Here is a 25,287-nt window from a genome sequence, read left to right on the forward strand (position 1 = left end):
AAAACTAAAACTAAACGGCCTCAGTCCCCTTGAATTTAGGGCTAAGGCCGCTTCATAGATCTTTATTTTTTGTACTGTCTACTTGACGGGGTGCAGTTCACGGGACGGTTGGCCTTGTTTGTTGTTCAAGATAATCTTCATAGGCGCGGCATCGGCGCAATATAGTTAAACTAGAGACTTTCCAATGGGAATCCATCGTCGCCAGAAGGCTTGTCCATATCGATAGCAGGGGGTAGTGAGATGATACTGTGGATCATCGTTCTATTGCTGATGGCTTGCGCTGCCGGGTTTGTTTTGTTCCATAAAAATACGGTTCCTATCCCTAAGCAGCATGCTAGTGCTGAAGATCTGGCGGCCACTTCGGGCAAGCTGTCCATTATTATTCCCGCGAGGAATGAGGAAAAAAACTTACCGCATCTTCTAGGATCACTTATGGCCCAGACATATAAGCCGTTCGAAATTATCGTCATCGATGATTGCTCCGAGGATCGGACGCGAGCGATCGCGGAGAGTTATGGGGTAACGGTTATTGCCGGCTCGCCGCCCCCGCCCGGATGGACAGGCAAGAACTGGGCCGTGTGGAACGGCTACATGCAGGCGACGGGCGATTTGCTTGCTTTCCTTGATGCCGATGTCCGTCTCGCTCCGCATGCGCTGCAATCACTGATTGCCGCAAGAGAGGAAACGAGAGGAGCAATCTCTGTTGTGCCCTATCACGAGGCGGAGAGATTTTACGAGCGATTGGCGCTCATTCCGAATCTGCTTGGCTTATATGCCTTCACCTCGCCGATGGAGCGGGCGAACAAGCTCAAAGGGCTGTACGGATCTTGTATCCTGACGACACGGACAGACTATGAGCGGGCCAAAGGGCATGAGGGCATTAAGGCTGAACTGCTGGACGATCTCAATCTAGGCGCCAAGTTCATTGAAGCCGGCGTTCCGGTAACGAACTATATCGGTTACGGCATTGTTTCTTTTCGTATGTACCCGGGCGGTATTCGCAGCGAGATTGAAGGCTTCAGCAAAGGAGCGGTAATGAGCACGAGTAAGCTTAGCAGCTTCACGACGCTGCTCGTCGCGATATGGCTCATTGGACTGATCGCCACAGAGGCCGCGCCTTTCGCGATCGGTACGGCATGGGCGTGGCCGCTATTCATCGGCTACTTGCTCTACACGGCGCAAATCTACTATTTCATCCATTACACGGGCCGATTCGGCTGGTGGCTGCCTGCCATTCATATGCTGAGCACCGTATTTTTCCTCTATATTATGCTTTATTCGTTGTATCAGGTCGTGTTCTTCGGACGGGTAGCGTGGAAGGGGCGGCGCATTGAGGTAGGAGGTCGGAAGTAGTGGCGGTGACGATCACCTTGTGGACGCTGCTGTCGTTTCTTTCCGGCTCTCTTATGTTCTCCTACTGGCTTGGTCTTATAGCGAAGCACAACTTGCGATCGCACGGTGACGGCAATCCTGGTGCGCTTAATTTATGGCGAACGGCCGGCTACGGGTATGGGCTGACCGGCATCGCGCTAGATTTTGCCAAAGGGTATGTCCCCCTCTTGTGGATTGTCCACACGGATGCTATATCCGGCTACCCACTCATCCTTCCATCTGCGGCGGCGCTGCTCGGCCATGTATTCTCTCCCTTCTTGAGAGGCAAAGGGGGCAAGGCCATTGCGACAACGTTCGGCGTATGGAGCGCGCTAACAGCGTTCAAGGCAGCTCTTGCTTATGCCGTTATTCTGGCGATATTGCTGGCAGTGACGAGGCTGCTGTTAAAAGACAAACGGATAACGCCCCGGATCGACGCTCTTCAGGTCGTCCTGGGTATGCTGCTGCTTACCGTATATATAGCTGTTAGCGGCAGCTATTCCCGTGCGATCCTGCTATTCGGGATCATTAATTTGCTCCTGCTTATGTTCACCCATAGACTGGAATTGCGACAGCTTCTAGCATCGAATCAAACAGACCAGCATCATTGAAGCAGAAATTCAATCCAGCAAAGTAAACACCTGTTTGCTTTCTGTTATTGTCCTATGTTAGAATGGCTTTACTTTAATTGGGAACGGAGGGTTACGTGTGATAGACTTTATCCGAGTTAGAAGTTCGCGCGGCTAATTGAATAGCGCCAATACTCTGCCTGTGTGCAGAGAACTCGGGATAGGTCTGCCTCATTAAAGGTAACCCATAGCAATTATGATTGGCTGGAGAGTAATGGAATGATCGGATAGCTCTCTGCCGCCTTTAACCAAATGATGCTTTCGGAAAGCGCATGGAAGGTACTCGTGGGTAGTGACGGGTCTCTTTTTCAGCGCTGACCGGATTGACCTCGCTGACTTGTGCGATGGCAAGCAAGCTCCGGCTTGCTCCATTCCAGGCAGTATCTACTCCGTGCTTCTCTATTTCGTCAAAGCGAACACACAGGCCGCAGCGTCCGTGTGTTTTTTTGTTGCCGCATTGATCAAATCAAGGATATTTGAAGGAGGAACTACTATATGGAACAACCGAACAACAAAGCCGTTATCGTCGGCGTTAACTTACAGGATCGGCCTGATTTTCTATACTCCATGGAGGAGCTCCGCAATCTTGCGGAGGCGTGCAACATTGAGGTGGCGGGGGAGCTGACCCAGAATCTAGCCAAGATCAACAGCTCGCATTATATTGGCAGCGGCAAAATCGATGAGTTGTCCGCGCTCGTCGCGGGCGTCGATGCATCTACCGTCATCTTTAACGACGAGCTGTCCCCGTCGCAAATTCGTAATCTGGAGAGCTCGTTGGAGAAAAAGGTCATCGACCGTACGATCCTTATCCTCGACATCTTCGCGGAACGGGCTAAGACGCGCGAGGCGCAGTTGCAGGTTGAGGTGGCGCAGCTGCAATATATGCTGCCTAGGCTCGTAGGTTTGCGCGAATCGCTTGGACGCCAAGGCGGAGGCGGCGGCTCCGGCATGAAAAATAAAGGAACGGGCGAGACGAAGCTGGAGCTTGATCGCCGCCGTATCGAGGACAGAATCCACGCGCTTCAGTCCGAGCTTGAGAAGCTGGTCGCGCAGCGCCAGGTGCAGCGCAAGCAGCGGCAGAAGACGGGCATTCCCGTTGTCTGTCTCGTCGGTTATACGAATGCGGGCAAGTCGAGCCTGATGAATGCGCTGCTGGATGCTTTCATGCCGGAATCGAATAAGCAGGTATTCGCCAAAGACATGCTGTTCGCCACGCTGGAGACCTCGGTTCGCAACATCGAGCTGCCGGACAATAAGTCGTTTCTGCTTACCGATACGGTCGGCTTCGTCAGCCAGCTGCCGCATTATTTGGTGAAAGCGTTCCGTTCAACGCTCGAGGAAGTAGCTGAAGCGGATCTTCTCATTCAGGTCGTCGATTACTCGAATGAGGAATACGAGCGGCTTATCGATGTGACTAACTCGACATTGAAGGAGCTTGGCGCCGACCATATTCCGATGATCTTCGCCTACAACAAAACGGATATGACAAGTGAGCCTTATCCGCAAGTGAATGGCGATAAGGTGTATATGTCGGTCAAGGAAGGCGCGGGACTGGATGAGTTAGTGACGCTCACGAAGAAGCGGATCTTCCAGGACTACGTGAAGTGCGAGGTCATTATCCCGTTCGCAGAAGGGCGTGTCGTGGCTTATTTCAATACGAATGCGAACATTCAAGAAACGAGCTATGAACCGAACGGTACGCGCCTCGTTATGGAATGCAGACAAGCGGATTACGACAAGTTCAAGGATGTTTTCGTAGAGCCGCTGGAAGTCGAAGTCGAAGTCGAATAGAGCCGGGGAGCCGGAATTAGCGAAGCTTAAGTTAAAGAGAGTGCCTCCTGGCACTCTCTTTGTCGTTGAGCCTTTTTAGCGCGTGAAAATGGTCAATTAGGTTGATCTTTATTAGGGTCGTGCTACAGTGGTAACATAGAGGGAATATGAGGAACGAGCCCGAATGAGGAGGGTGCCTGGTTGAAAATCAAACTCGGTTACGTAGGCGTTGAAGATACGATGGGATTTGTCACCGATATTATAAGGCAAAGCGCCGAATTCGAATGTTACCCCTTCACGCATGAGCGGTTCGAGGACATTGGGCCGATCGTGTCGGCTCATGCGCATAAAGTCGATATGTGGCTGTTCTCTGGACCGCTTCCTTATCAAGCGGCTAAGGAGCAGGCGTCTCATATCCAGCAGCCGATGTTCTATATCTCCTATAGCGGAACGGGGTTGTACCGTACGTTATGTCAGCTGTTCTATCGGCAGCGGATCGATATATCAAGGCTTAGCTTCGATATGTACAGCGCAGAGGAACTGGCTAAGGTCGCGGAAGAGCTGGAACTCGGCGGCAGCGTGCTGAACGGAAAGCCGTTCGAGGGCTCGTACCAAGCGCTGATCGACTTCCATCTGGATATGTGGCGGCAAGGGCGAATCGATTACGCGGTTACCTGCGTCTGGTACGTGCAGGACAAGCTGAAGGCGCTCGGCGTGCCGGTGCTGCGGGTAATTCCGACGGAATCGTCCGTACAGGCGGCGCTGACGGAAGCTTGGCGGACATGGGAAACGCTGCGATACAAAGACACGCAAATTGCTGTTCAGTTCATAGAGACCGATCCGTATTCGGGCATTACGAAGGATTCGTACGTGTCGGATGAGCTGTTCCGCATGGAGCTCGCGGTAAGCGAGGCGCTGCTCGATTATTCCAGGCGGGTGCAAGGCTCGCTGAAGACGATATCGCCAGGGAGATATGCAATCTTCACGACGCGCGGCATATTGAAAAATATAACGGAGCATTTCACGCAAATGCCGGACTGTCCCGAGCTTAGCGGCTTGGGCGCAGAGCTGACGTGCGGCATTGGCATTGGCCGCACGGCTTACGAGGCGGAGATGATGGCAGGCAACGCGCTCATGCAGACGAGGCAATACGGTAAAGGAGTTTGGATGGTCGTCTTCAACGACAAGACGGTGTCCGGTCCTTTGGGACGCGCTGAGCGTATTTCTTACTCCTATTCGGCGGAAGGTCTGCAAGAGGTTAGCGATGATACGGGATTAAGCTCGTTAACGTTAGGCAAGATCGAAGCGATCCTGCGTAAATTGCAAACAGACGTCATCCATTCTAACGAGCTGGCTCAGCAAATGGGCATTATGCCGCGAAGCGCGCGGCGTATACTCATCCAACTCGAATCGAGCGGATATGCTTCCGTCATCGGCGAGGAAACGACTAGTACCCGCGGCAGGCCGCTGAAACTGTACAAAGTGGCACTGCGTCGGGACAGCCAATAGGCTAATACAAAAAAAGCTATCAAGTTAACAAGGTTTCAATCTTACACAGTGAAGCACACCGAATCAGGCGTTTTAGCGCTGTAGGTGTGTTTTTTTGTGTAAAAAGGAGGCAAGGGGCAAAAAGTTTGTCAGGTTAGTTGACATGAGGGTGTTTTTTTATTAATATACGGTCATAGCCTTTAATCAGCCGTAAATATAAATGAAGCCGTAAGCAACTTCTCGGATCACGAACGGCGCTTACGAGGAGGGATACAATGAATATTATCGCATTCAAGCATTTTGACTTCGATGACGAGTACGCTTTGAAAGCTTGGGCGGCGCAGCGAGGCCATACGCTGCGTATGCTGACACCCTCCCATTTAACCGAGTACGAGTATCCCTCTTCTGCATCATTCGATATGCTCGTCATATTAGGAGGGCCGATGAGTGTTTATGAGGGTGAACAGTATCCGTGGCTGGCCATGGAGAAACGGTTCGTTCGCGAAACGATAGATGCCGGGAAGGCCGTGCTTGGCATTTGCCTCGGCGCGCAAATGCTGTCCGAGGTTCTCGGCGGCAAGGTTAGCCGGAACGCGCAGAAGGAAATCGGCTGGCATGCGGTTTCCCGTACGGAGGAACAGCATCCAAGCTTTAGTCACATGCCGCAGACGTTCACCAGTTTCCAGTGGCATGGCGATACATTTACGCTTCCGGCTGGAGCAAGGCGGCTGGCATATTCGGAAGCTTGCGGAGAGCAGGCGTTTGCTTACGGCGATCTCGCCTTAGCGCTGCAGTTCCATCTGGAGACAACACCGGCATGTATCGCAACGATGCTTGATGTGTGGCACAGTGAGCTGATTGATGCGCCTTATATTCAGACGGCTGAAGCGATCTTGGAACAGTCGGGAAGAAGCGAGGTTTCGCATGCGATGTTGGCCGGCATTTTGGACGGCATGGCAGACATATATGAGAGCAAACGACAACTACGAATCTAGGCAGAGGGGATTGAAGCTTTATGGAACTTGGCATAAACGGAATTTGGACGATGCTTGGCGCTATATTGGTGCTGTTCATGCAATGCGGATTCATTTTGCTGGAGGCAGGCTCGACCCGGATGAAAAATGCGGGACATATCGCCGGCAAAACGGTATTTACGGTAGGTATCGTGTCGATTGTATTTTGGGCGGTAGGTTATGCTTTTATTTTCGGCTCGGAAGGAAACTCATTGCTTGGCTGGGGCGATTACTTCGGTTTCAATGTAATGGACGTGCCGGAGGGAGCAACGGTTGCTCCAATGATCATGTTCCTCTTCCAAATGGCGTTCGCGGCGATCTCGATGTCCGTCGCTTGGGGCGGGTTCGCTGAGCGGGCGAAACTATCCGTTTACTTAATATTCGCGGTGTTATTCTCGGCTCTTGTCTATCCCGTCGTTGCGCATTGGATTTGGGGCGGCGGCTGGCTTGCCGAGCATGGCAAACAGGACTTTGCCGGTTCGACGGTCGTTCACTTAACGGGCGCAATGGCGGCGCTGGCAGCTACGCTGCTGCTTAAGCCGCGTATCGGCAAGTTCAGCAAAAACGGCAAAGCGAACGACATGCCGGGACATAACCAAGTATTCACGACGCTTGGCGTTATGATTCTATGGATCGGCTGGTTCGGCTTCAACGCCGGCAGCTCGATCACGGCTGGCGACGGCAGCTTCTTCGGCTTTATCGCCGTCAATACGCAGCTTGGCGCTGCGGGCGGAGCGATTGCCGCGCTTATCGTAAGCTGGATGTTCGTTGGCAAGTCGGATATTGGCGCGATGCTGAATGGCGCGCTGGCTGGCCTCGTTGCGATAACGGCTTCCTGCGCATTCGTAGAGCCGTGGGCTGCGATTGTGATTGGCTTGATTGCCGGTATCGTTGTCGTCCTGAGCATGCGTTTCTTCGAAAAAATGGGCATCGACGATCCGATCTACGCATTGTCCGCACATGGCGCCGCGGGCGTCTGGGGCACATTGTCCAATGGCTTGTTCGCTACGCCGGAGCTGGCTGAGAAAATAGGAGTCGGCAAAGCAGGCCTATTCTATGGCGGCGGCTTGGAGCAGCTTGGTGTACAAGCACTGGGTATTGCAGCTTGCGGTGCGTTTGCTTTCGCGGTATCGTACATCATTCTATTCGTAATGAAGAAAACGATGGGACTGCGCGTAACGGAAGAACAAGAGATTATCGGACTGGATATCAGCGAGCATGGTTCATACGGCTATCCGGAGCTGTTGAAAGAAAAGCACTAATTCATGTTTAATACTTCCGAGAAAAAGGGCCTCAGCCTCCATTTTACAGTGGAGCTTGGGGCCCTTCGTATTATATGGCCAATCCGTTTTCCTATATTGACCGGGATACTGCCATGTCTCGCAACCTTCGCATTTGAGTGGATTCTGTCCAATCAAATGGCCTATTCCGTCCTCTAATCCACCCATTCCCACCATTCCGCAACAAAGCGCTTATTAGCCTGTATAAAATCCAATCACCCGCGGCCGCGCTGCTTATAATAGTTAGCGCCTGTATGCTTCGCTGCCGTTTCCAGCATGCGGAGCGCGGCTGCTTGCGCCGATACGGCTAGACGCTGCTCGTTCACATGGACGAGCTGTCCGTCCTTCACGACGACTTTGCCGCCGACGACGGTCATATCGACGTTCTGGCTAATGCCTGTGACGACGGGCAAGGCGGTATCGTCGAACAACGCGCCGGCGTATTCGAGCTTGCGGGTATCGATCATGAAGAGATCGGCAGCCTTGCCGACTTCGAGAGAGCCGATGGCATCCTCCCAGCCGAGCACGCGGGAGGAGCCGACCGTCCCGAGCCATAGGCTCTCGGCGGCGGTTGGACTTTGCTTGCCTGCGCTAAGCTTGTGCAGCAAGTAAGCTTGGCGCACCTCGCCAAGCAGATTGGAAGCATCGTTGGACGCCGAGCCGTCGACGCCGAGCCCGACATGGACGCCTACTTTCAGCATATCCGCGAGCGGGAAGATGCCCGATGCCAGCTTCATATTGCTGCTTGGGCAATGTGCGACCCCGCAGCCGCATGCGCCCATGCGGTGAATCTCGCCATCGTTGAAGTGTATGCCGTGCGCATACCAGACGTCGTTGCCGAGCCAGCCTGCTCGCTCCATATAGTCGAGCGGGCGAAGTCCCTTCGTCGCGAGGCAGAAGTTCTCTTCATCCTTTGTTTCCGCCAAATGGGTATGCATGCGCACCTTATAGCTCCGCGCCAATACAGCTGATTCCCGCAATAAATCTTCGGAAACGGAGAACGGGGAGCAAGGCGCGACCCCGACGCGCACCATGCCGAACTTCGATGCATCATGATACGACTCGATAACGCGTTGCGTATCCTTCAGAATAACGACCATCGACTGCGTCACCTCGTCGGGCGGAAGACCACCTTGCGAGCGGCCAAGATTCATGGAGCCTCTCGTAGGGAAGAAACGGATGCCAAGCTCGGCGGCAGCTCTGATTTCCTCGTCGATCAGCTCTCCGGATATTCCGTTAGGAAAGCAGTAGAAGTGGTCGGAAGCCGTCGTGCAGCCGGTCTTGAGCAATTCACCGAGGCCGACCATCGCGCTCAAATAAACGTCCTCCGGGCGCATATGGCGCCAAATATCGTAGAGCGTTAGCAGCCAGTCGAATAGTTCGACGTCCTGCGCCCACGGTATATTGCGAGTGAACGTTTGGTATAAATGATGATGGGTATTAATAAGGCCGGGGTATACAATCTTCCCCGCAGCATCGATGACGGTATCGGCCGTATCGTAAGGGATATCGAGACCGATTGCTTTGATTTCATGCCCGTCTGCGTACAGACTGCCGCCAGGATAGGTGTTGCGATCGGCATCCATCGTAATGATGTTGCGCGCATTGCGGATTAATAGCGTTGCCATCTTACAAACCTCCTTTTAAATGAAAAAAATCCTAACCGCGAGCGCAATACCCAGCAGAGGGCATTACGTTCGTAGTTAGGATTTTTACGGATCCCAGTAGAGCCCCCGAACCGATTATCGAGGTTATACGAACTGCATATGAGTGAGAGTTTAAATGAAATAGATTAATTACATAGTAATCAGCAGCAGAGTTGTTGTCAACTATTCTGACATGAGTGTGCGTGACAGATCCTTTTTAAATCGACTATTTAATTTAAGATCGTCTCATGGCGGCGTTTGGGCCTTGCGCGTTATGCTGGAGTAAACATGTTGTTATTCGAGCTGCAGGGAGGATCATGAAATGAGCAGTAGCTACACAGAAACGAACGTGAAGACGGTATCGTCGAACCCGATTGTTACATCGATTTTTACGGCAGATCCGTCCGCCCATGTATGGGAAGACGGCAAAGTATATATTTATGCATCCCATGACATGGATCCGGCGAGAGGCTGCGATCTGATGGACCGTTACCACGTCTTCTCCTCGGAGGATATGGTGAACTGGACGGACGAGGGCGAGATATTGCGGGCTGATGACGTTGCATGGGGACGGCCGGAAGGCGGCTTCATGTGGGCGCCTGACGCGGCTTATAAGAACGGCACCTATTACTTCTATTACCCGCATCCTAGCGGCTCCGAATGGAATCAGACTTGGAAAATGGGCGTCGCAACCAGCGACAAGCCGGCGAGCGGCTTCGTCGATCGCGGATATATCGAAGGCATGGGCGGCTTCGCCATGATTGATCCAAGCGTGCTGGTCGATGACGATGGACGCGCATATATGTACTATGGCGGCGGAAGCAGATGCGCAGGCGGAGAGCTTAACGACGATATGATGTCGCTTAAGGACGGCATGCGCGATATGGAAGGGCTTGAGGATTTTCATGAGGCGGTATGGGTATTCAAGCGCGAAGGCCTTTATTACATGATGTACGCCGACAATCTAGAAGGCAACAACTGCATGCGCTATGCCACAAGCGATAAGCCGCTTGGTCCTTGGTCGTACCGGGGAATATTCCTGGAGCCTACGGGCTGCTCGACGACTCACGGATCGATTGCCGAGTACAAAGGCCAATGGTATCTGTTCTATCACAATCAAGAAATATCGGGCCAAGGCACGTTGCGCAGCATGTGCATCGACCGCTTGTACTTTAATGAAGACGGTACGATTCAAACGGTAATCCAGACGAAAGGCGATATTACGCCTGTCGGTCCTGCGCCGCTTCCGAATCCGAACCGTAAGGTGTATGCGGCGGAAACGAGCAAGCTAGGCGGCGGCGCTGCACTGGAGCGCAATAAGCAGGGTGTGAATGTGATCTCGCAGTTGCAGGCGGAAGGCTCATATTTCGAGTTTGAACAGGTAGACGGTGGCTCTGGCGGTCGCGCGGCTATTCATGTTCGGTATGCGACAGCGGAAAGACTCTCCAAGCTGCATCTCACTGTTAACGGTAACGATTATTCGCTGCTTAACGCGTTGTCCACGGGCAGCGAGGAAACGTTCAGCGAAGCGGTTACGATTACGGTTAAGCTGGAAGCGGGCAGTGACAATACGATACGCCTGACGGGCGGCAAAGGCGCAATTGTTGTAGAAAGCATTGCCGTCAGTCCGTTTAACGATTAACTCCCTATACCAAGAAGCTCGAGCTGCATGCGGCTCGGGCTTTTTTTTGACTAGTTTTGGGCATGGCAGGTCATTCGGCGCTATGTTGGATAATGGCAGTAACTTTTCAACATATGGTTGTATCGGACGAGCTATATTGGATATTTGCAGCATTATGATGCAAATATCCAACATAGGCAGAGCGAGAAGGGCCTAATCAGCAAGCATTACTCGGATAGCAAGCTTCCACAACTAACCGTCAACCTCAGCCCTCGTGTGCATATACGCGGGTGATTCGGCTGCCGAGGCGGCTCACGATTTCGTTGGTCAGCGTTGCGCAGCGTTTCGCGAGCTGGCCGGCCGTGATCAGCTCGTCGCCGTCATGCCCGATCAACGTTGCGGTGTCGCCTTGCTGCGCCTCCTCGATGCCGGTGACGTCAACGATCATCTGATCCATGCAGATGATCCCCTTGATCGGGGCCCGCTGACCGCGGATTAGTACATAACCGCCGCGTTCGGATAACTCCCGTGGGATGCCATCCGCATAACCGATCGAGATCGTTGCGATCCGTACGTCGCGATTAGGGACATATGAATGACCGTAGCCGACGGGGCTGTACGCTTCGACAGCCTTGACCTGCGTTACCGTCGCTCGCAAGGAAAGGACGGGCCGCAAGTCGACCCGCGCCAGCGGCGTATCGTCTTCGTTGCTCATAAGTCCATATAGGGCAATGCCGGGACGAGCCGCCTCATACAGGCAGGATGAATAGTTCAATAGCCCATAGCTGCTCTGAATATGAGCGATTCCGGGGTCGAAGCCGGCGGCGCGAATGAGGCTCATCGCATGATCGAACCGCTGCAATTGACGGTGCGTGAAGGTCACATGCTCCGGCTTCCGGCTGTCCGATACGGACAGATGGCTGAACGTGCCGGTCACGTTAAGACGCTTGAACTTGTAGCAGGCGAGCAAGCTTTCTGTATCGTCATGCGGTACGCCGAGCCGATTCATGCCGGAATCGATCTTCACATGCACGTTCAGCGCCTTGCCGCACGCGTCCAGCTGCTTGCCGTATTCCTCGCTTACGAGCGTCTGGGTCAGCTTGTACCGCTTAAGATCGCCCGCCCGACGAGGGGAAGTGTATCCCAATATGAGAATATCGCCTTTCACGCCATGCTTCCTTAATTCGATCGCTTCCTCGATCTCGGCGACCGCGAGCTGCTTGATGCCGAGCGCATTCAAGTGCCGGGCGATACGGACGCTGCCGTGTCCATAGGCATTCGCCTTCACAACGGCGATAACTGCACAAGAATCGGGAAGAACTCCTTTTAACTCGGACAAGTTATGCCGTAAGTTCGGAAGGCTGATCTCCGCCCAGGCGCGGTGAACAGCATGCCCGTTAACAGCTTCTTTATTGCGTCCGCGAATAAGAGGCAACCTCTCCTCCGCGTAAACTGCGATCATCGAAGCCAAGATGGACAACAGAGCGACAGTCAAATAATGAACCAAGCTGTTCGTAACGAGCAGTTCGGTTTGCCCCGCTGTTTTTGCCCCGAACCGAACGATGACGATGATCGCAGGATGCAATATATAAATCCAAGTGCTGAGCTGTCTCATATACAATCCGGCGCTCTTGCCGATCCCAAGCCAGTTTTTACCCGTTAGCAGGCATTGGAACAGGAAGTAGACGGCGGGAGCGAGAGTCAGGTACATGCTGTCATGGCGCGGCCATTCTAGACCTCTTAGTATAATGCCTTCGGCAAACATCAAGACGATAGACACCGTAAACCAAGCGGCATTAGCCCTAAACGAAAGGGGCTTTCGCCAACCAGCAGTCTGCGTATCCGCTGCTGTCCGACGAGACGCCGCCAAGGCGCCCAAAGCGAAGTACAATGGAGTGAAAAAGATCCCGTTACGCGTGTAATCGAACAAAGTGAACATGACATCGTACAACTTCAACAACGTATCATTGGTAGCCGTTAGACCGTAGTAGCTATCGCCGAGCAGTCCGATCGCATATAGACCGGCAGCTGCAATCAGCATTCCCTTCAGCGACAGATGATTATAGAGCGCATAAGTGATGTACATTCCCAAGATCGAAGCGGGCAAATACCATAGATGATAAAACGTTCCGTTAAAAATCAGATCGCTGGTCAATCCCGCCCAGCTGAATCCGGCTTCCGCCGCTGAAAAATAGCCCGCATAAACATTAATCGGGATATAGATTATAATTGCAATTACATAAAGTTTACCCGTTCTCAGCGCATATCGATGCAACGATTTGGAATTTCGATTGCTCTCATCGTTCATCTTTTTGAGGAAAAAGAAATAACCGGAAGCGATGAAAAAGAAAGGGACGGCGATACGCGCCGCGATGCCGGTCAGCAGAAAGTCGGCATCCGGACTGTACGTCATAAGCGGACCGGTGTGGACAGCTATGACGAGCAAGGCGGCTACGATTTTGAACCAATCGATGTTGATTCCAGCCCCGCCCGAGCGGCTGCGCTGCGCGGTGATCACGACGGAATCCGTTCCCGTTCATGCATGATGGTAACGATGAAGCCATCCCTGTTGTTGCCCGACCATTCATATCCGGAGGCATCGCTTCTCATCGGAATTTCAATACTCCTCGAATGGCTGCCTTTCACGTAGAACACCTCTGCTGTTAGCTTCCCCTCGCTCCAATGCTCGTAAGGATTGTCCGCCGTGAATCGTTTCATATACGCAAGATATTGCTCCAAGCACCAATCATGCCGCTCCATAATCAATGAATGCGGAACACCGATATACCGATAATGCCATGGCTCGCTTGCAATGCCTGTCACCGCTTCGAAGCCTTTCTTATAGCGCTGTATGAAGCCGAAGGCGGCCGCCATGCTCTTGAAGGCAGCGAATTCGCCATGGTCGGGCAGCGAAGGGCGAATGTAATCGACCTCGCCGCTCAGCTCGCCAAGATCGACGGCAAGTCCAGTCTGATGCTCGCTTCGGTCCGGCAATGCGACGTAGCTTGCCGTAAAGTCATAACCGTTCTCCACCAAGGAACGGTCGTAGATTTGCTGCTGCTGTTCACGGGTGCGATAGCCGCTGACGATCCCGATGCGGTCTGATAAGCCGCTTGCCGATAGCCATAGCTCCAGTTGCCGCAGGCATGTCCGTTCCAGCTGCGGCTTTCGCTCCTCTGAGCTCGCTCTAAGCACCGACACGACAGGAGCAAGCTGATCGGCGTACGGCGGCGAGGCGACCGGATGCTCTCTATTCACGAGCACGAGGTGTCCGGTATGAATCAGACTGTTGTCCAGGTTGAACATAGTCGCAGGTGTCATCGTGCGCGCTCCTTTCCGGCGATGGCTTGCTCGATAAGCCGGTCCATCAGCTGCGGATACGATACGCCGCTATGCCGCATCATGTTCGGGTATCGGCTGGACGCGGTGAAGCCGGGCATCGTATTGACCTCGTTGAACACGATACGGCCATCGTTCGTGACGAACATGTCCACTCTGGCGAGACCCGAGCAGCCAAGCGTCTTGTAGATGATTTGCGCCGCGGCCCTCACTTGTTCGGCGATTCCTGCCTCCAATCGGGCAGGAAGGCGAATCTGCGAGGTGCGCAGCGAATACTTCTCGTCATAATCGAAAAACTCGCCCGCCAGCTCGATCTCGTCGATCTCGGCGATGAACGGTTCTTCTCCGCTGCCAAGCACCGCGCAGCCAACCTCGAAACCGTCGATATTTTGCTCGATAATAACCTTGCCATCATGGGAGAATGCCTCCCGAATGCCTTGAAGCAGAGCTGCAAGATCATAAGCTTTCGTAATGCCGAACGACGAACCGGATCTGGAAGGCTTCACGTACAAAGGAAAACCAAGCTTCATCGCTTCGCCCGCTGCCGCCTCCCAATCCTCACTCTCCCATACAGTAACCGAGGCGGCTGTCTGAATGCCCGCAGCGCGAACGAGCGTACTCGCTATCGCCTTGTCCATACTTATTGCTGATGACATTGTATCGCACCCGATGAAAGGTATGCCTGACAGCTCTAGCAGCCCTTGCACGGTTCCGTCCTCGCCATTGCGCCCATGAAGAACAGGAATGACGGCGTCAACAGATACGGTTCGATATTCAGTGCCAGTCAGTTCGACGATTCCAGCTATAGAACGACTAGGCGATAGGAAGGCAGGGATACAGCTTGCATGGTAATGCCAGCGATCGTTCCTGATCTCATCGGTGCTTCCGTTATATCGATACCAAGCGCCTTCACGCGTAATTCCAAGCATAATGACAGCGTATTTGGAGCGGTCCAAATGGTCGATCACCGACGCGGCCGATTGCAGCGACACCCCGTACTCCGTAGACTTTCCTCCGAACAGAACGGCTATATGTTGAATGGTCATTAATTATTTTCTCTCCTCTCGAATTCCGAGCTTGCCCTTGATTATAGGGAGCGGAATTAAATAATCCGGAAAGAAAACATTAAGAACTATTAAGATCGCTTAAATATTTTCATAAAAGTTGACAGACACGGATGCATATACATCACATTTCCGCTAGTATAGATCATTGCTAAAGCAAAGCGCTCTCATTAGACTGTAAGTAACGAAGCAGCGAAGAGAATCTGCTGGGGGCGGAGGCGCTACTATGTACAAAATATTGGTCGTAGACGACGAGCCGCGCGTAAGCACGGGAATCAAAAATTTCCTGCTCGGCTCAGATCTTCATATAACATGCGTCGAGACGGCGCTCAACGGATTCGAAGCGATCGACTATTTGCGCATGGACAGCTTCGATCTCGTATTGACTGACATTCAGATGAGCAGAATGAGCGGGATTGAACTGATGGAGACGATCTATATGGAGCAGCCTCATCTTCCCGTCATCGTCATTTCCGCTCACGAGAAGTTCGATTTTGCAAAGAAGTCGTTGCGCTTAGGGGCGAGGGATTACTTGGTGAAGCCGGTCGAGCAGGAGGATCTGCTGCGCGTCGTTCGCAAAGTGCTGAACGAGCGGGAGGAAATCGGCAAGCAATCGCTGGAGCTGTCCAAGAGGCAGAGGCAGGCCGACAAGGAGAAGTCGAACAGCGTCAGCCGCAACGAGCTGCTGATGGAGCTGGTAACGGAGCGCAGCTTGACGAAGAAGGATTATGCCGAGCTGATGGTCGAGCTGGGGGGACAGCTAAGCGGTCATTATTTCGGCGTCGTGTCGATCCGGCTCGATCTGAACCGCGGCGGGTTCAGCAATCGTGAAATATCGCTGCAGGATCGCAAGCTGCTAAAGTACGCGTCTGTCAACATTGTCGAAGAGAGCCTGTCGGAATGGAACGGTCTGGCGTTCAACGGCTTCGGTAATGAGCTTATCGGCATCATTCAGTTAAATGAACAAGAGAACGAGAGCCAGCGATTCGACTTGAGATCGCAGCTGCATCTGATCGGGCAGATGGTGCCGATGAATTTGAAGCAATTTTTGAATGTGGAAGCGTCAGTCGGGATGAGCACCCTACACCCAGACGTGTTCATGCTGCCCAAGCTGATGGAAGAGGCGAATACAGCCGCAGAGTGGAAAAACATTCATCCGAACCATAAGGTGTTCTATTACGAAGACGTAATCGCTCGGGAGAACGTGACCATCGTCGAATGGATGGCTACGGTTGACGATTTTATCGCGCTGCTGAAAGCGAGCTTCGATCAGACGATGCCTGTCGGTTCGGACTCGGTGATCAGTCCGCTGAAGGAGTTGGCCAAGAAAGAGGAGCTGTTCAACAGCTATTTCGGCATGCTGGTCTATAGACTGTACGGCTTGGTGCTTGAATACGGACATTCGAACGGGATTTCGCTGCAGCGTTTCGATCCGGATACGTACTTTCGCGGCGCGGACGGCGAGCAGAAGCTGCAAATGCTGCATGAATACATTCAGGAGACGGCAATCGTCGTCAAGCAGCTCGTCAAGGAGCGGGATCAGTCCATATTGGCAAGGATCGCCGGCTATATCCGTTTGCATTTCCGCAATCCGGCACTGAAGATACAGGATATCGCGAGCGAGGTGCATTTCAGTACGGCGTACCTCAGCTACCTGTTCAAGCAGGAAATGAAGAAGAACGTATGGGATTATGTAACCGAGCTTAGGATCGAGGAGGCAAAACGGCTGCTCGCTACGACGGACAAGAAGCGGTACGAGGTCGCGTACGAGGTCGGATACGAATCGCCGGAGCATTTCGGCCGCATGTTCAAGCGTTACGCCGGCGTAAGCCCGGCTGAATACCGCAAGGAAGGTCAGGGGGGAGCGGGCTGAGACTTAAATTTAAAGTGACACTTGCATTCGTCCTGTTCATCGTCGGGCCGTTCCTGATCATCGGCTGGATTTCGGCATACAAAGCTTCCGATTCGATGAGGGACGAGGTAGGCAGGACGACGCTGCAGCTCGTGAAGCAGAATCACGTCACGATCGAGAAGACGTTGTCCTCCGTCAACGACAAGACGGTGACCTTGCTCGACAACCACTTCTTCAGCGATCCGGAACAATACCGCTTCTGGACGAGAATCGAGACGCTAGGCGATATTCGGAAAGCGGACGACATTCTGGAGACGTGGTCCTCGGACGGAACCGAATATTCGCTTTATATGAAAAATACGGCGGGACGAAATCCTCCGTTCGATTTGTCGTACAAAACACGGGGATTCAAGTACGTAGCCAGAAACGGCACCGAGCAGCTGGCGTGGGCGGAGCGCTCCCAGAGAGAAGGAGGGGGCGGCACGCTTCAGTCCGTCAAGACGGAGAGCGGAACGCCGTCCGTTGTTTTCGTAAGAAGCATATTGAACCCCGAGGCGTACACGGATGCGATCGGGTTTCTCGTCGTTTCGAAGCTAGAGGTTCTGCTGACCAGAGATCTTGTATCGGTGCAGCTGCAGGACAATGCCGGCATTTATTTGTTCAACGGCGACGACGAGCTGCTCATGCAGTCGGATTCCTCGGAAAGCGAGCAAATGACGCACATACCGGCGCAAGCGCATAACGACGTAGAGGGCTATTACTTCGCGAGCGAGGACGGACAGAAGTGGCTATACGCCTACTCACACCGCACCGCTTTCGACACGAGGCTCGTCTACCGCATTCCGCTGGCATCGATTACGGGGAATCAGACGGCGTTCCAGTGGTTGATCATGGTCGTATCGGCCATTTACTTGGCCATTGTGCTTTTCTTCGTGCTGTATCTGCTGCGTTTGATCGTTAAGCCTCTCGCGCGGCTCGTATCCATTACGAAGCTATACGAGCCGGGCAAAAAGCTGAACGCCGATGGCGATCTGATGCGCGCCGACGAATTCGGCATTCTGTACGGCGCCTTCGTCCGCATGACGACAAGATTGGATCATTCCATCGAAGAAAACTACGGCATTAAGATCAAGCAGAAGGAAAATGAGCTTGCGACGCTTCATTCCCAGATCACGCCTCATCTGCTGTACAACACGCTCGACTCGATTTATTGGTATGCGCTGGACAGCGGCAACAAGGATGTCGGGGACATGGTCAAGGATCTGTCCAAGCTGCTTCGAATCGGTCTGAGCAAGGGCAAAACCGTTATTACGATCGACGAGGAAATCGAGCATGTGATGGCTTACAGCAGACTTCAAATGAAGCGGTACCCCGACAAGTTCGAGGTTCACTGGGATATTGACGAGGCGGCGAGAACGTATAAGACGCCTAAAGTGATCCTGCAGCCTTTGATCGAGAACGCGATTTTTCACGGGGTAAGCAGCATGGATGGGGAAGGGGAAATATGGATCCGCATTCGGCAAGCGGACCATGAGATCGAGATGATCGTAGAAGACAACGGCTTCTTGCCCGTTGATATGGAACGGCTGGACAACATTGTCCATGGCGCACTCGACGACAAGGGCTATGGCATCCGTAACGTCCATCAGCGAATCCGGCTTCACTTCGGCGAGGCTTACGGCTTGCGCTACGAGAAGCGGGAGGGCGGCGGAATCAAAGCCGTTATCCGTTTTCCTGCCCAGCAATAATGGCGATTGAAGAGAAGCTCCGGCAACCGTCCGGAGTTTTTTTGCGTTTGCAAACCAAGTTTATTTTACATCACACTCTGTCAGGAATAGATCATCGTCTTGGTAAGGGCGCCGCTCTATACTGAGATCAACAGAGAGGAGGTGGTCCTAATGAACCGCATAACGGAAACCCGGGGAGCGGGTTTGCTAAGACAACGAAAGACGGGACCGGCACTGTTTTTCCACTCGCTGTGGAAGTTCAGATATTTGACGCTCATGATGATTCCTACCGTAATCGTGCTTATCCTCAACAACTATTTGCCGATGTTCGGCGTGTTCATCGCCTTTAAGAACATCAACTACATCGACGGCATTTGGAGGAGCCCGTGGGTCGGCTTCGATAACTTCACGTTTCTGTTCAYGTCCGATTCGCTGTGGAGGATCGCCAGAAATACGGTAACGTACAGCTTGGCCTTCATGGTCGTCAATCTCATCCTATCGGTCGGAATTGCCGTCGCCATCAACGAGCTGAGAGGAAAGCTGCTGGCCAAAGGCTATCAGACGTTTCTCATCATGCCTTACTTTCTGTCGATGATCGTCATCAGCTACCTGGCGTACGCGTTTCTTAATCCCGACAAAGGTTTCCTGAACGCCTCGATTCTCGAGCTGTTCGGTCAGGATAAAGTGTCCTGGTACTCCGAGCAGGCATATTGGCCGTTTATCCTGACGATCGTGAATGCATGGAAGGGCGTTGGCATCGGAGCCGTCATCTATATCGCGGCCATCGCCGGCATCGACCCCGAATATTACGAGGCGGCGGTCATCGACGGCGCGACGAAATGGCAGCAAACGATTCATATCACGCTTCCTTCGATCCAACCGATCATCATCATCATGACGATTCTTTCGATGGGGCATGTGTTCAACAGCGACTTCGGCTTGTTCTATCAGGTCCCGATGGATTCAGGGGCGCTGTACCCCGTAACCGACACGGTCGACACTTACGTATACCGCGTGCTGATCGAGCTGAACGATATCGGGATGTCTTCCGCGGCCGCACTCGTTCAATCCGTACTGGGCTTTATCATGGTCATTGCTACAAATTCGGCCGTGCGCAAAATCAATAAAGAGCAGGCCCTCTTCTAGGGCATTAACTTGAGGTGATTCCGATGAGCACTACAACAAGCCGCCGCGAAAATACGATCAGTTCGTTCACGAACGTTCTGCTGAACGTCGGCTTCATCCTACTGTCTCTCGCCTGTGTGCTGCCGGTCGTGCTGGTCGTCATCGTGTCGCTGACCCATAACGATTCGCTCGTTAACATCGGCTACAGCTTCTGGCCGAGCGAATGGTCGGCCATCGCTTACGAGAGCTTATTCAAAGATTATTCGACGATAGCCCGCGCGTATGCGATCAGCATCGGCGTCACGGCGATCGGCACGACGCTCAGCGTTATGCTGATGGCGCTCTACGCCTACCCGATTTCCCGGGCCGACTATCCGTTTCGCGGCTTCTTCACTTTTTTCCTGTTCTTCACGATGCTGTTCAGCGGCGGAGTGGTGAGCAAATACATCGTTTTCACGCAGGGTATCGGTTTGCTCGATTCGTATGCGGCGCTCGTCCTGCCGCTGCTGATTATTCCGTTCAACGTTATCATCATGCGCACGTTCTTCCAAAGCACGATTCATCCCGCGCTCATCGAATCGGCCAGAATCGACGGCGCGGGCGAGCTGCTGATCTTCTTCCGCATCGTGCTGCCGCTGTCGCTGCCCGTCATGGCGACGATGGCGCTGCTCGGCACGATCGCATTCTGGAACGATTGGTTCAACGCGCTGCTGTTCATCCGCACCGAGGAGCAGTACCCGCTGCAATATTTAATGATGCGCGTGCTGAACGATGTGCAGTACTTGCGATCGAACGTGCAGATGGCCGCGCAAAATCCGGAGCTGATGAACAACCTGCCGAACGAATCGCTTCAGATGGCGATGGCCGTCGTGGGCATGGGGCCGATCCTGCTTGTGTATCCTTTTTTTCAAAAATATTTCGTCAAGGGGCTTACGGTCGGCGCGATCAAAGGCTAACCGCGCAGCGCCGGCTCAACGAATCGGGCACTCGCGTTCCGCAGCTCTAACCGGAGCTGCCGAACGATTGCTATAATAACAAATATAGGAGGGTTAACAGCAATGACGCAAAAAAAACCGCTTATGTTAATGCTCGCAATTGTAATCGCTTTATCGATGGTGCTATCGGCTTGCTCGGGCAACGGGTCGAAGAACGATCCGACCGCGGCTCCTGCCGACGGCACCGACAAACCGGCCGAGACGGCGAAGCCCGCCGAATCTGAGGAGCCTAAGCTCGAGCCGTATGAGGTGTCCATTACGTACTTCGGCACGCCGCAGAAGGACGACGCGCTCGTCGAAGAGGAGCTCAACAAGTTTTTCAAAGAGAAAATCAACGCAACCGTCAAGCTGCAGCCGATCGCTTCCAGCGATTACAAAAACCGCACGGAGCTGATGATGAATACGGGCGAGAAAATGGACCTCGTGTTCGCGGCCTCCTGGCTGAACTTCTTCGGCAACGTGACGAAAGGCGCGTACCTCGAGCTCGACGATCTTCTCGAGAAGTACGGTCAAGGCATCAAGGAGCGTCTCAATCCGCTGTATCTCGAAGCGCCTCGCTTCAAAGGCAAGCTGTACGCGATTCCGACGAACAAAGAAATTACGCAAGGCAAAGCGTTCACGTACCGCAAAGACTTCGTGGAGAAATACAATATTCCGATCGACACGATCCAAACGGTAGCGGACCTTGAGCCTTGGTTCCAGAAGGTGAAGCAAGACAATCCGGAGATGACGAACTTGTTCCTGAACGGCGGCTCCGGCAACTTCTCGAGCGGCTTCATGATGTACGAGACGCGCTCCAACTACCGCCCGATCGGTCCGACTCCGGGCAAAACGCCGATGTTTCTGCTCGACTACACGTCGACCGACATGAAGGTCAAGTCGGTTCTCGATCAAGAAATCGTCGACATCAACAAAGCCGAAATCGAGTTGTACCGGGACTTTTACGAGAAGGGCTACGTCAACTCCGACTCGGGCACGAGCACGTCGGAAGTCGGCGAGCTTCGGAAGCAGAACAAAGTATGGATGCAGTCGGCGACGTGGAAGCCGGGCGCGGACATCGATCTTCAGAACGCCGATAACAACGGCAACGAATACGTATCGCATGTGGTCGAAGAGCCGATCGTCACGACGGATCTTGCCGCAGGCTCGATGTTCGGCATCTCGAGAACGTCGAAGGATCCGGACCGTGCAATGATGGTGCTTAACTACCTGCACACCGATCCTTACGTAATCAACCTGATCGTCAACGGCATCGAAGGAAAGCACTACAACAAGGTCAGCGACAACCGTATCGAACCGATTGCCGATTCCGGCTACGGCACAAGCGGCTTGTTCTGGGTCATCGGCAACCAAATGCTGAACTACCTGAAGCCCGGCCAGCCGGACGATCTGTATATTAACTGGGAGAATTTCAATAACGAGGCGAAGCGTTTCCCGCTTATGGGCTTTGTATTCGACGACGCGAAAGTGAAAAACGAAATTACGCAAATTACGGCCGTCGTAACCGAGTACAAATCGATCTTCACCGGCGCGGTGAAAAATCCGGCTAAGCTACTCGAAGAACGCAATACCAAGCTGAAAGCGGCAGGCATCGAGAAGATTCAAACGGAGCTGCAAGCGCAAATCGACGCCTGGTGGGCGGAGAACAAGAAGTAAGCAGTCGGTATGGGGCGGCAGGGAGCTTCGTTCCTTATAACGAAGGCTTCCGGCCGCCCTTCTGTTTGCCAGACAACATGAAGGGGGAGCAGGGCTTGAGACCGGAAAATTTGATCTATACGTTCGTCAGCTATGCGTCGCATTACGATACGCCTTGGGGGAAGGGCACAGCCGTCGATGGCATCGAACTGACGGCCGAGCTTGCGCACAAGCACGGCATTCCCGTCACGTGGATCGTGAACGGCAGTTCCGTGCCTGTTCTTGCGGAGCGAATCACGGATTGGCACGAGCGCTTCGGCGACGATGTCATCCTGCAATGTCCTTTTTTCATCGAGGATACCGGCATGTCGAAGGAGAAGTTCAAGCAAGCACTCGAGCGGGACTGGCGGATCGTGGAGGAAGCTTTCCCATGGGCGAAGACGAAGGTCGCGGCGCGGGGAAAAATATACAACGAGCTCATTCAAGTGTTGGAGGAGATGGATTTCAAAGGCATGTGGGGCTACTGCTGGGAGCAGGTCTGGTGGGACGGCATTACCCATAAAGGGATTCCATGGGGATCCTGGTACGTCGACGGCAGCCGATATAAAGCGCCGCATCCGGGCAAAGGGAAGATCGTGGCCTGCGAGTGGACGGCGCGCGACTTGAACGCGACGTATCATTCGGGCAGTCCCGTCGTCTACTCCACCGATCCGAACGATGTGTTACGCGCAGGCCTGTGCACGGGCAACGATATAGAATATTGGAAAAAGCTATTCCAGGATTACCTCGACAATACGGCGCATAATGATCAGGTGTTTTTTCTGCAGCAGCAGGAGGCTCACGAGATGGAATATACCGACCGATTCAAGGTATTTCCCGCTGCGGACGTCGAAGGCTGCGCGGGCATGCTCGACCTGTTCTTCTCGCATGTTGCCAGCTATCCGGTCACGCTTACGACGCTCCCTAAAGCCATTGAGCTGTACCATGCGCATAACKAAGTGACTGCCCCTGCGTATATGCTGACCCACGATACGGAGATTCGACCCGCGGTCAACGAATATACGATGACGCTTGGCGGTACGGCGAGCGGGCCTTGGCCGACGACCTTCCTCTACTACGACCATGAGTGCCAAATGTCGTTCGTTCAAGGGGAGAGCAGGCCGCACAGGCTGCGCAGCTATATCGGCAAAGGGAATATGAACGACGAGTTCCAGGAGGACCTTCCGCAAGTATTCGTAACCGAATACGAGAAGATGGAAGATCATATTCGGCTCGTGTTCGAGATCGGCCATTGGAAGCCGATTCCGTTCGGATTGGCCTATTGGGATGACTTGAATGGTTACGAATTAAGCGGCAGCTCGGAAGGCGTGCAAGTAAAGCTGATCCAGGAGCAGCTGGCGTTTCTGCGGTTTCATCTGTCGGGAAGCCCGTTGCGGATCGAGCTGTCGCTCGTGAAGAAGAAGGGAGGCGAGGGAGCGTGACGCAGACGCATTCGTTGACGGCATCAGACCTAGAAAGGCTTCAGGAAGCGGCGAAGTTCGTGCTGGCGAAGCTGGATCAGAATCTTTCCCGGTTCACGGAACTGTTCCCTGCTCCGGCAAGCGAGGGACTGGTCTATCCCGCCATAGTGAACGAGGATTGGACGGCCAGCTTCTACACGGGCATGCTATGGCTGGCGTATGAGCTGACCGGCGAAGTCCGGTATCGCGAGGCGGCCGAGTGCCAGCTTCCGAGCTATAAGCGCCGGGTCGAAGAGCGGATCGCGATCCAGACCCATGATCTCGGATTTCTGTACAGTTTGTCTGCCGTCGCGAGCTATCGGGTAACCGGCGGCAAGGAAGCTAGAGATATGGCGCTTAAAGCTGCCGAGCTGCTGGCGGAACGGTATTTTCCAGCGGCCGGAATCATTCAAGCATGGGGCGATCTGGACGATCCCGAGCAGTGCGGCAGAATGATCATTGATTGCTTGATGAACTTGCCGTTGCTGTATTGGGCGTCGGAAGAGACGGACGATGCGCGTTATGCGGATATGGCGCGATCCCATGTGAAGCAATCAGCCGCTTATCTCGTCCGTCCCGATCATACATCTTACCATACGTACTATATGGACGTGTTGTCCGGAGCGCCGAAGTACGGCAATACGCATCAAGGCTATGCCGACGACTCCTGCTGGGCGCGCGGTCAGGCTTGGGGTATATACGGGTTCATGCTGAGCTATGCGTATACGAAGGATGAGTCGCTGATCGGAGTGTCGAAGTCGCTGGCTGATTACTTCCTTTCGCGACTGCCCGAGGACGGAATCGTCTATTGGGATTTGATCTTCACGGAAGGCATAGAGCAGGAGCGGGACAGCTCCGCGGCGGCCATCGCATGCTGCGGTTTGCTGGAGCTTGCGAAGCAGCTCCCGGTAGACGATCCTGACAAACAGCACTATTATAACGCCGCTCTAAGCATGCTGTCGTCGTTGGCCAAACGCTATACGACGAAGGATTATCCGCATTCGAATGGCGTCTTGATGCACGCGGTCTACAATAAGCCAAGAGGGATGGGCATCGACGAGTGCACGATCTGGGGCGATTACTTTTACTTCGAGGCGCTTGCGAGGCTAATGACGGATTGGCGATTGTATTGGTAGGAAGAAGAGGCTGCCCGATGGGCAGCCTCTTCACGTCCGAATGTTTTCTCTCTGTATGTTCTTCTAACCTTTTTATCGACATGCTCGCAATCCCGGC

The 25,287-nt window shown here is 53.5% G+C and carries 18 protein-coding genes and 1 riboswitch; of the genes, 14 read left to right on the forward strand and 4 right to left on the reverse strand.

Translation table 11 applies throughout. The features are described 5' to 3' along the window. Window positions 1-240: 240 nt before the first annotated feature. The 6 genes from AB4Z33_RS02575 to AB4Z33_RS02600 all read left to right on the forward strand — a co-directional run bounded on the left by AB4Z33_RS02575 (window position 241) and on the right by AB4Z33_RS02600 (window position 7,533). Window positions 241-1,353: a glycosyltransferase gene (locus tag AB4Z33_RS02575; protein ID WP_442048395.1), complete on the forward strand. Its 1,113-nt coding sequence runs from the start codon at window positions 241-243 to the stop codon at window positions 1,351-1,353. Further along, a complete protein-coding gene (locus AB4Z33_RS02580; protein WP_442048396.1) occupies window positions 1,353-1,982 on the forward strand; it encodes a glycerol-3-phosphate acyltransferase in 630 nt (209 codons plus the stop codon). The genes AB4Z33_RS02575 and AB4Z33_RS02580 overlap by 1 nt, the downstream gene beginning before the upstream one ends. Before the next feature lie 513 nt (window positions 1,983-2,495). Further along, complete coding sequence (hflX, locus tag AB4Z33_RS02585) at window positions 2,496-3,791, forward strand: GTPase HflX (RefSeq protein ID WP_442048397.1); 1,296 nt, start codon at window positions 2,496-2,498, stop codon at window positions 3,789-3,791. Between the two features lie 180 nt (window positions 3,792-3,971). Continuing rightward, window positions 3,972-5,279, forward strand: a complete 1,308-nt coding sequence (locus AB4Z33_RS02590; protein WP_442048398.1) for an ArsR family transcriptional regulator — start codon at window positions 3,972-3,974, stop codon at window positions 5,277-5,279. 254 nt (window positions 5,280-5,533) lie between these two features. Beyond that, window positions 5,534-6,253 carry a type 1 glutamine amidotransferase gene (locus tag AB4Z33_RS02595; protein ID WP_442048399.1) on the forward strand — a complete coding sequence of 240 codons (720 nt, stop codon included), beginning with the start codon at window positions 5,534-5,536 and terminating at the stop codon, window positions 6,251-6,253. A 20-nt stretch (window positions 6,254-6,273) separates the two neighbouring features. Then, complete coding sequence (locus tag AB4Z33_RS02600) at window positions 6,274-7,533, forward strand: ammonium transporter (RefSeq protein ID WP_442048400.1); 1,260 nt, start codon at window positions 6,274-6,276, stop codon at window positions 7,531-7,533. Between the two features lie 233 nt (window positions 7,534-7,766). Here AB4Z33_RS02600 and AB4Z33_RS02605 read toward each other — a convergent pair whose 3' ends face one another. Further along, on the reverse strand, window positions 7,767-9,179 hold the full coding sequence (locus tag AB4Z33_RS02605; protein ID WP_442048401.1) for an 8-oxoguanine deaminase: 1,413 nt from the start codon (window positions 9,177-9,179) through the stop codon (window positions 7,767-7,769). A 52-nt stretch (window positions 9,180-9,231) separates the two neighbouring features. Beyond that, a riboswitch (purine riboswitch) is annotated at window positions 9,232-9,330 on the reverse strand. 189 nt (window positions 9,331-9,519) lie between these two features. Between AB4Z33_RS02605 and AB4Z33_RS02610 the strand changes: the two genes are divergently transcribed. After that, a complete protein-coding gene (locus AB4Z33_RS02610; protein ID WP_442048402.1) occupies window positions 9,520-10,839 on the forward strand; it encodes a family 43 glycosylhydrolase in 1,320 nt (439 codons plus the stop codon). 244 nt (window positions 10,840-11,083) lie between these two features. On the opposite strand, the gene vanT is transcribed toward AB4Z33_RS02610, so the two are convergent. Genes vanT through vanG form a run of 3 tightly spaced genes read right to left on the reverse strand, consistent with a single transcriptional unit; the run spans window position 11,084 to window position 15,203 of the window. Further along, window positions 11,084-13,336 (reverse strand): serine racemase VanT catalytic subunit, encoded by a 2,253-nt coding sequence (gene vanT, locus AB4Z33_RS02615; protein WP_442048403.1) that lies wholly within the window; start codon window positions 13,334-13,336, stop codon window positions 11,084-11,086. Beyond that, window positions 13,333-14,139: a D-alanyl-D-alanine carboxypeptidase family protein gene (locus tag AB4Z33_RS02620; protein WP_442048404.1), complete on the reverse strand. Its 807-nt coding sequence runs from the start codon at window positions 14,137-14,139 to the stop codon at window positions 13,333-13,335. Before AB4Z33_RS02620 ends, vanT begins: the two co-directional genes overlap by 4 nt. Beyond that, window positions 14,136-15,203, reverse strand: coding sequence for a D-alanine--D-serine ligase VanG (gene vanG, locus AB4Z33_RS02625; protein WP_442048405.1), 1,068 nt, complete (start codon window positions 15,201-15,203; stop codon window positions 14,136-14,138). The genes AB4Z33_RS02620 and vanG overlap by 4 nt, the downstream gene beginning before the upstream one ends. A 244-nt stretch (window positions 15,204-15,447) precedes the next feature. On the opposite strand from vanG, the gene AB4Z33_RS02630 reads away from it, so the two are divergent. From AB4Z33_RS02630 to AB4Z33_RS02660, 7 genes are all read left to right on the forward strand, one after another. After that, window positions 15,448-17,094 carry a response regulator transcription factor gene (locus tag AB4Z33_RS02630; protein WP_442048406.1) on the forward strand — a complete coding sequence of 549 codons (1,647 nt, stop codon included), beginning with the start codon at window positions 15,448-15,450 and terminating at the stop codon, window positions 17,092-17,094. A gap of 14 nt (window positions 17,095-17,108) precedes the next feature. Continuing rightward, entirely contained in the window at window positions 17,109-18,821 is a 1,713-nt protein-coding gene (locus AB4Z33_RS02635) for a sensor histidine kinase (RefSeq protein WP_442048407.1), read from the forward strand. A gap of 150 nt (window positions 18,822-18,971) precedes the next feature. After that, complete coding sequence (locus AB4Z33_RS02640; RefSeq protein WP_442048408.1) at window positions 18,972-19,946, forward strand: ABC transporter permease; 975 nt, start codon at window positions 18,972-18,974, stop codon at window positions 19,944-19,946. 23 nt (window positions 19,947-19,969) lie between these two features. Beyond that, a complete protein-coding gene (locus tag AB4Z33_RS02645) occupies window positions 19,970-20,881 on the forward strand; it encodes a carbohydrate ABC transporter permease (RefSeq protein ID WP_442048409.1) in 912 nt (303 codons plus the stop codon). 102 nt (window positions 20,882-20,983) lie between these two features. After that, entirely contained in the window at window positions 20,984-22,576 is a 1,593-nt protein-coding gene (locus AB4Z33_RS02650) for an ABC transporter substrate-binding protein (protein WP_442048410.1), read from the forward strand. Then, the gene (locus AB4Z33_RS02655) at window positions 22,555-24,036 is read left to right on the forward strand and encodes a hypothetical protein (protein WP_442048411.1); all 1,482 of its coding nucleotides are present in this window, start codon (window positions 22,555-22,557) and stop codon (window positions 24,034-24,036) included. The genes AB4Z33_RS02650 and AB4Z33_RS02655 overlap by 22 nt, the downstream gene beginning before the upstream one ends. After that, complete coding sequence (locus tag AB4Z33_RS02660) at window positions 24,033-25,190, forward strand: glycoside hydrolase family 88 protein (RefSeq protein WP_442048412.1); 1,158 nt, start codon at window positions 24,033-24,035, stop codon at window positions 25,188-25,190. The genes AB4Z33_RS02655 and AB4Z33_RS02660 overlap by 4 nt, the downstream gene beginning before the upstream one ends. The last annotated feature ends 97 nt before the right edge of the window (window positions 25,191-25,287 follow it).

This window comes from Paenibacillus sp. 2TAB19 (assembly GCF_052115185.1).
Taxonomy (GTDB): Bacteria; Bacillota; Bacilli; order Paenibacillales; family Paenibacillaceae; genus Pristimantibacillus.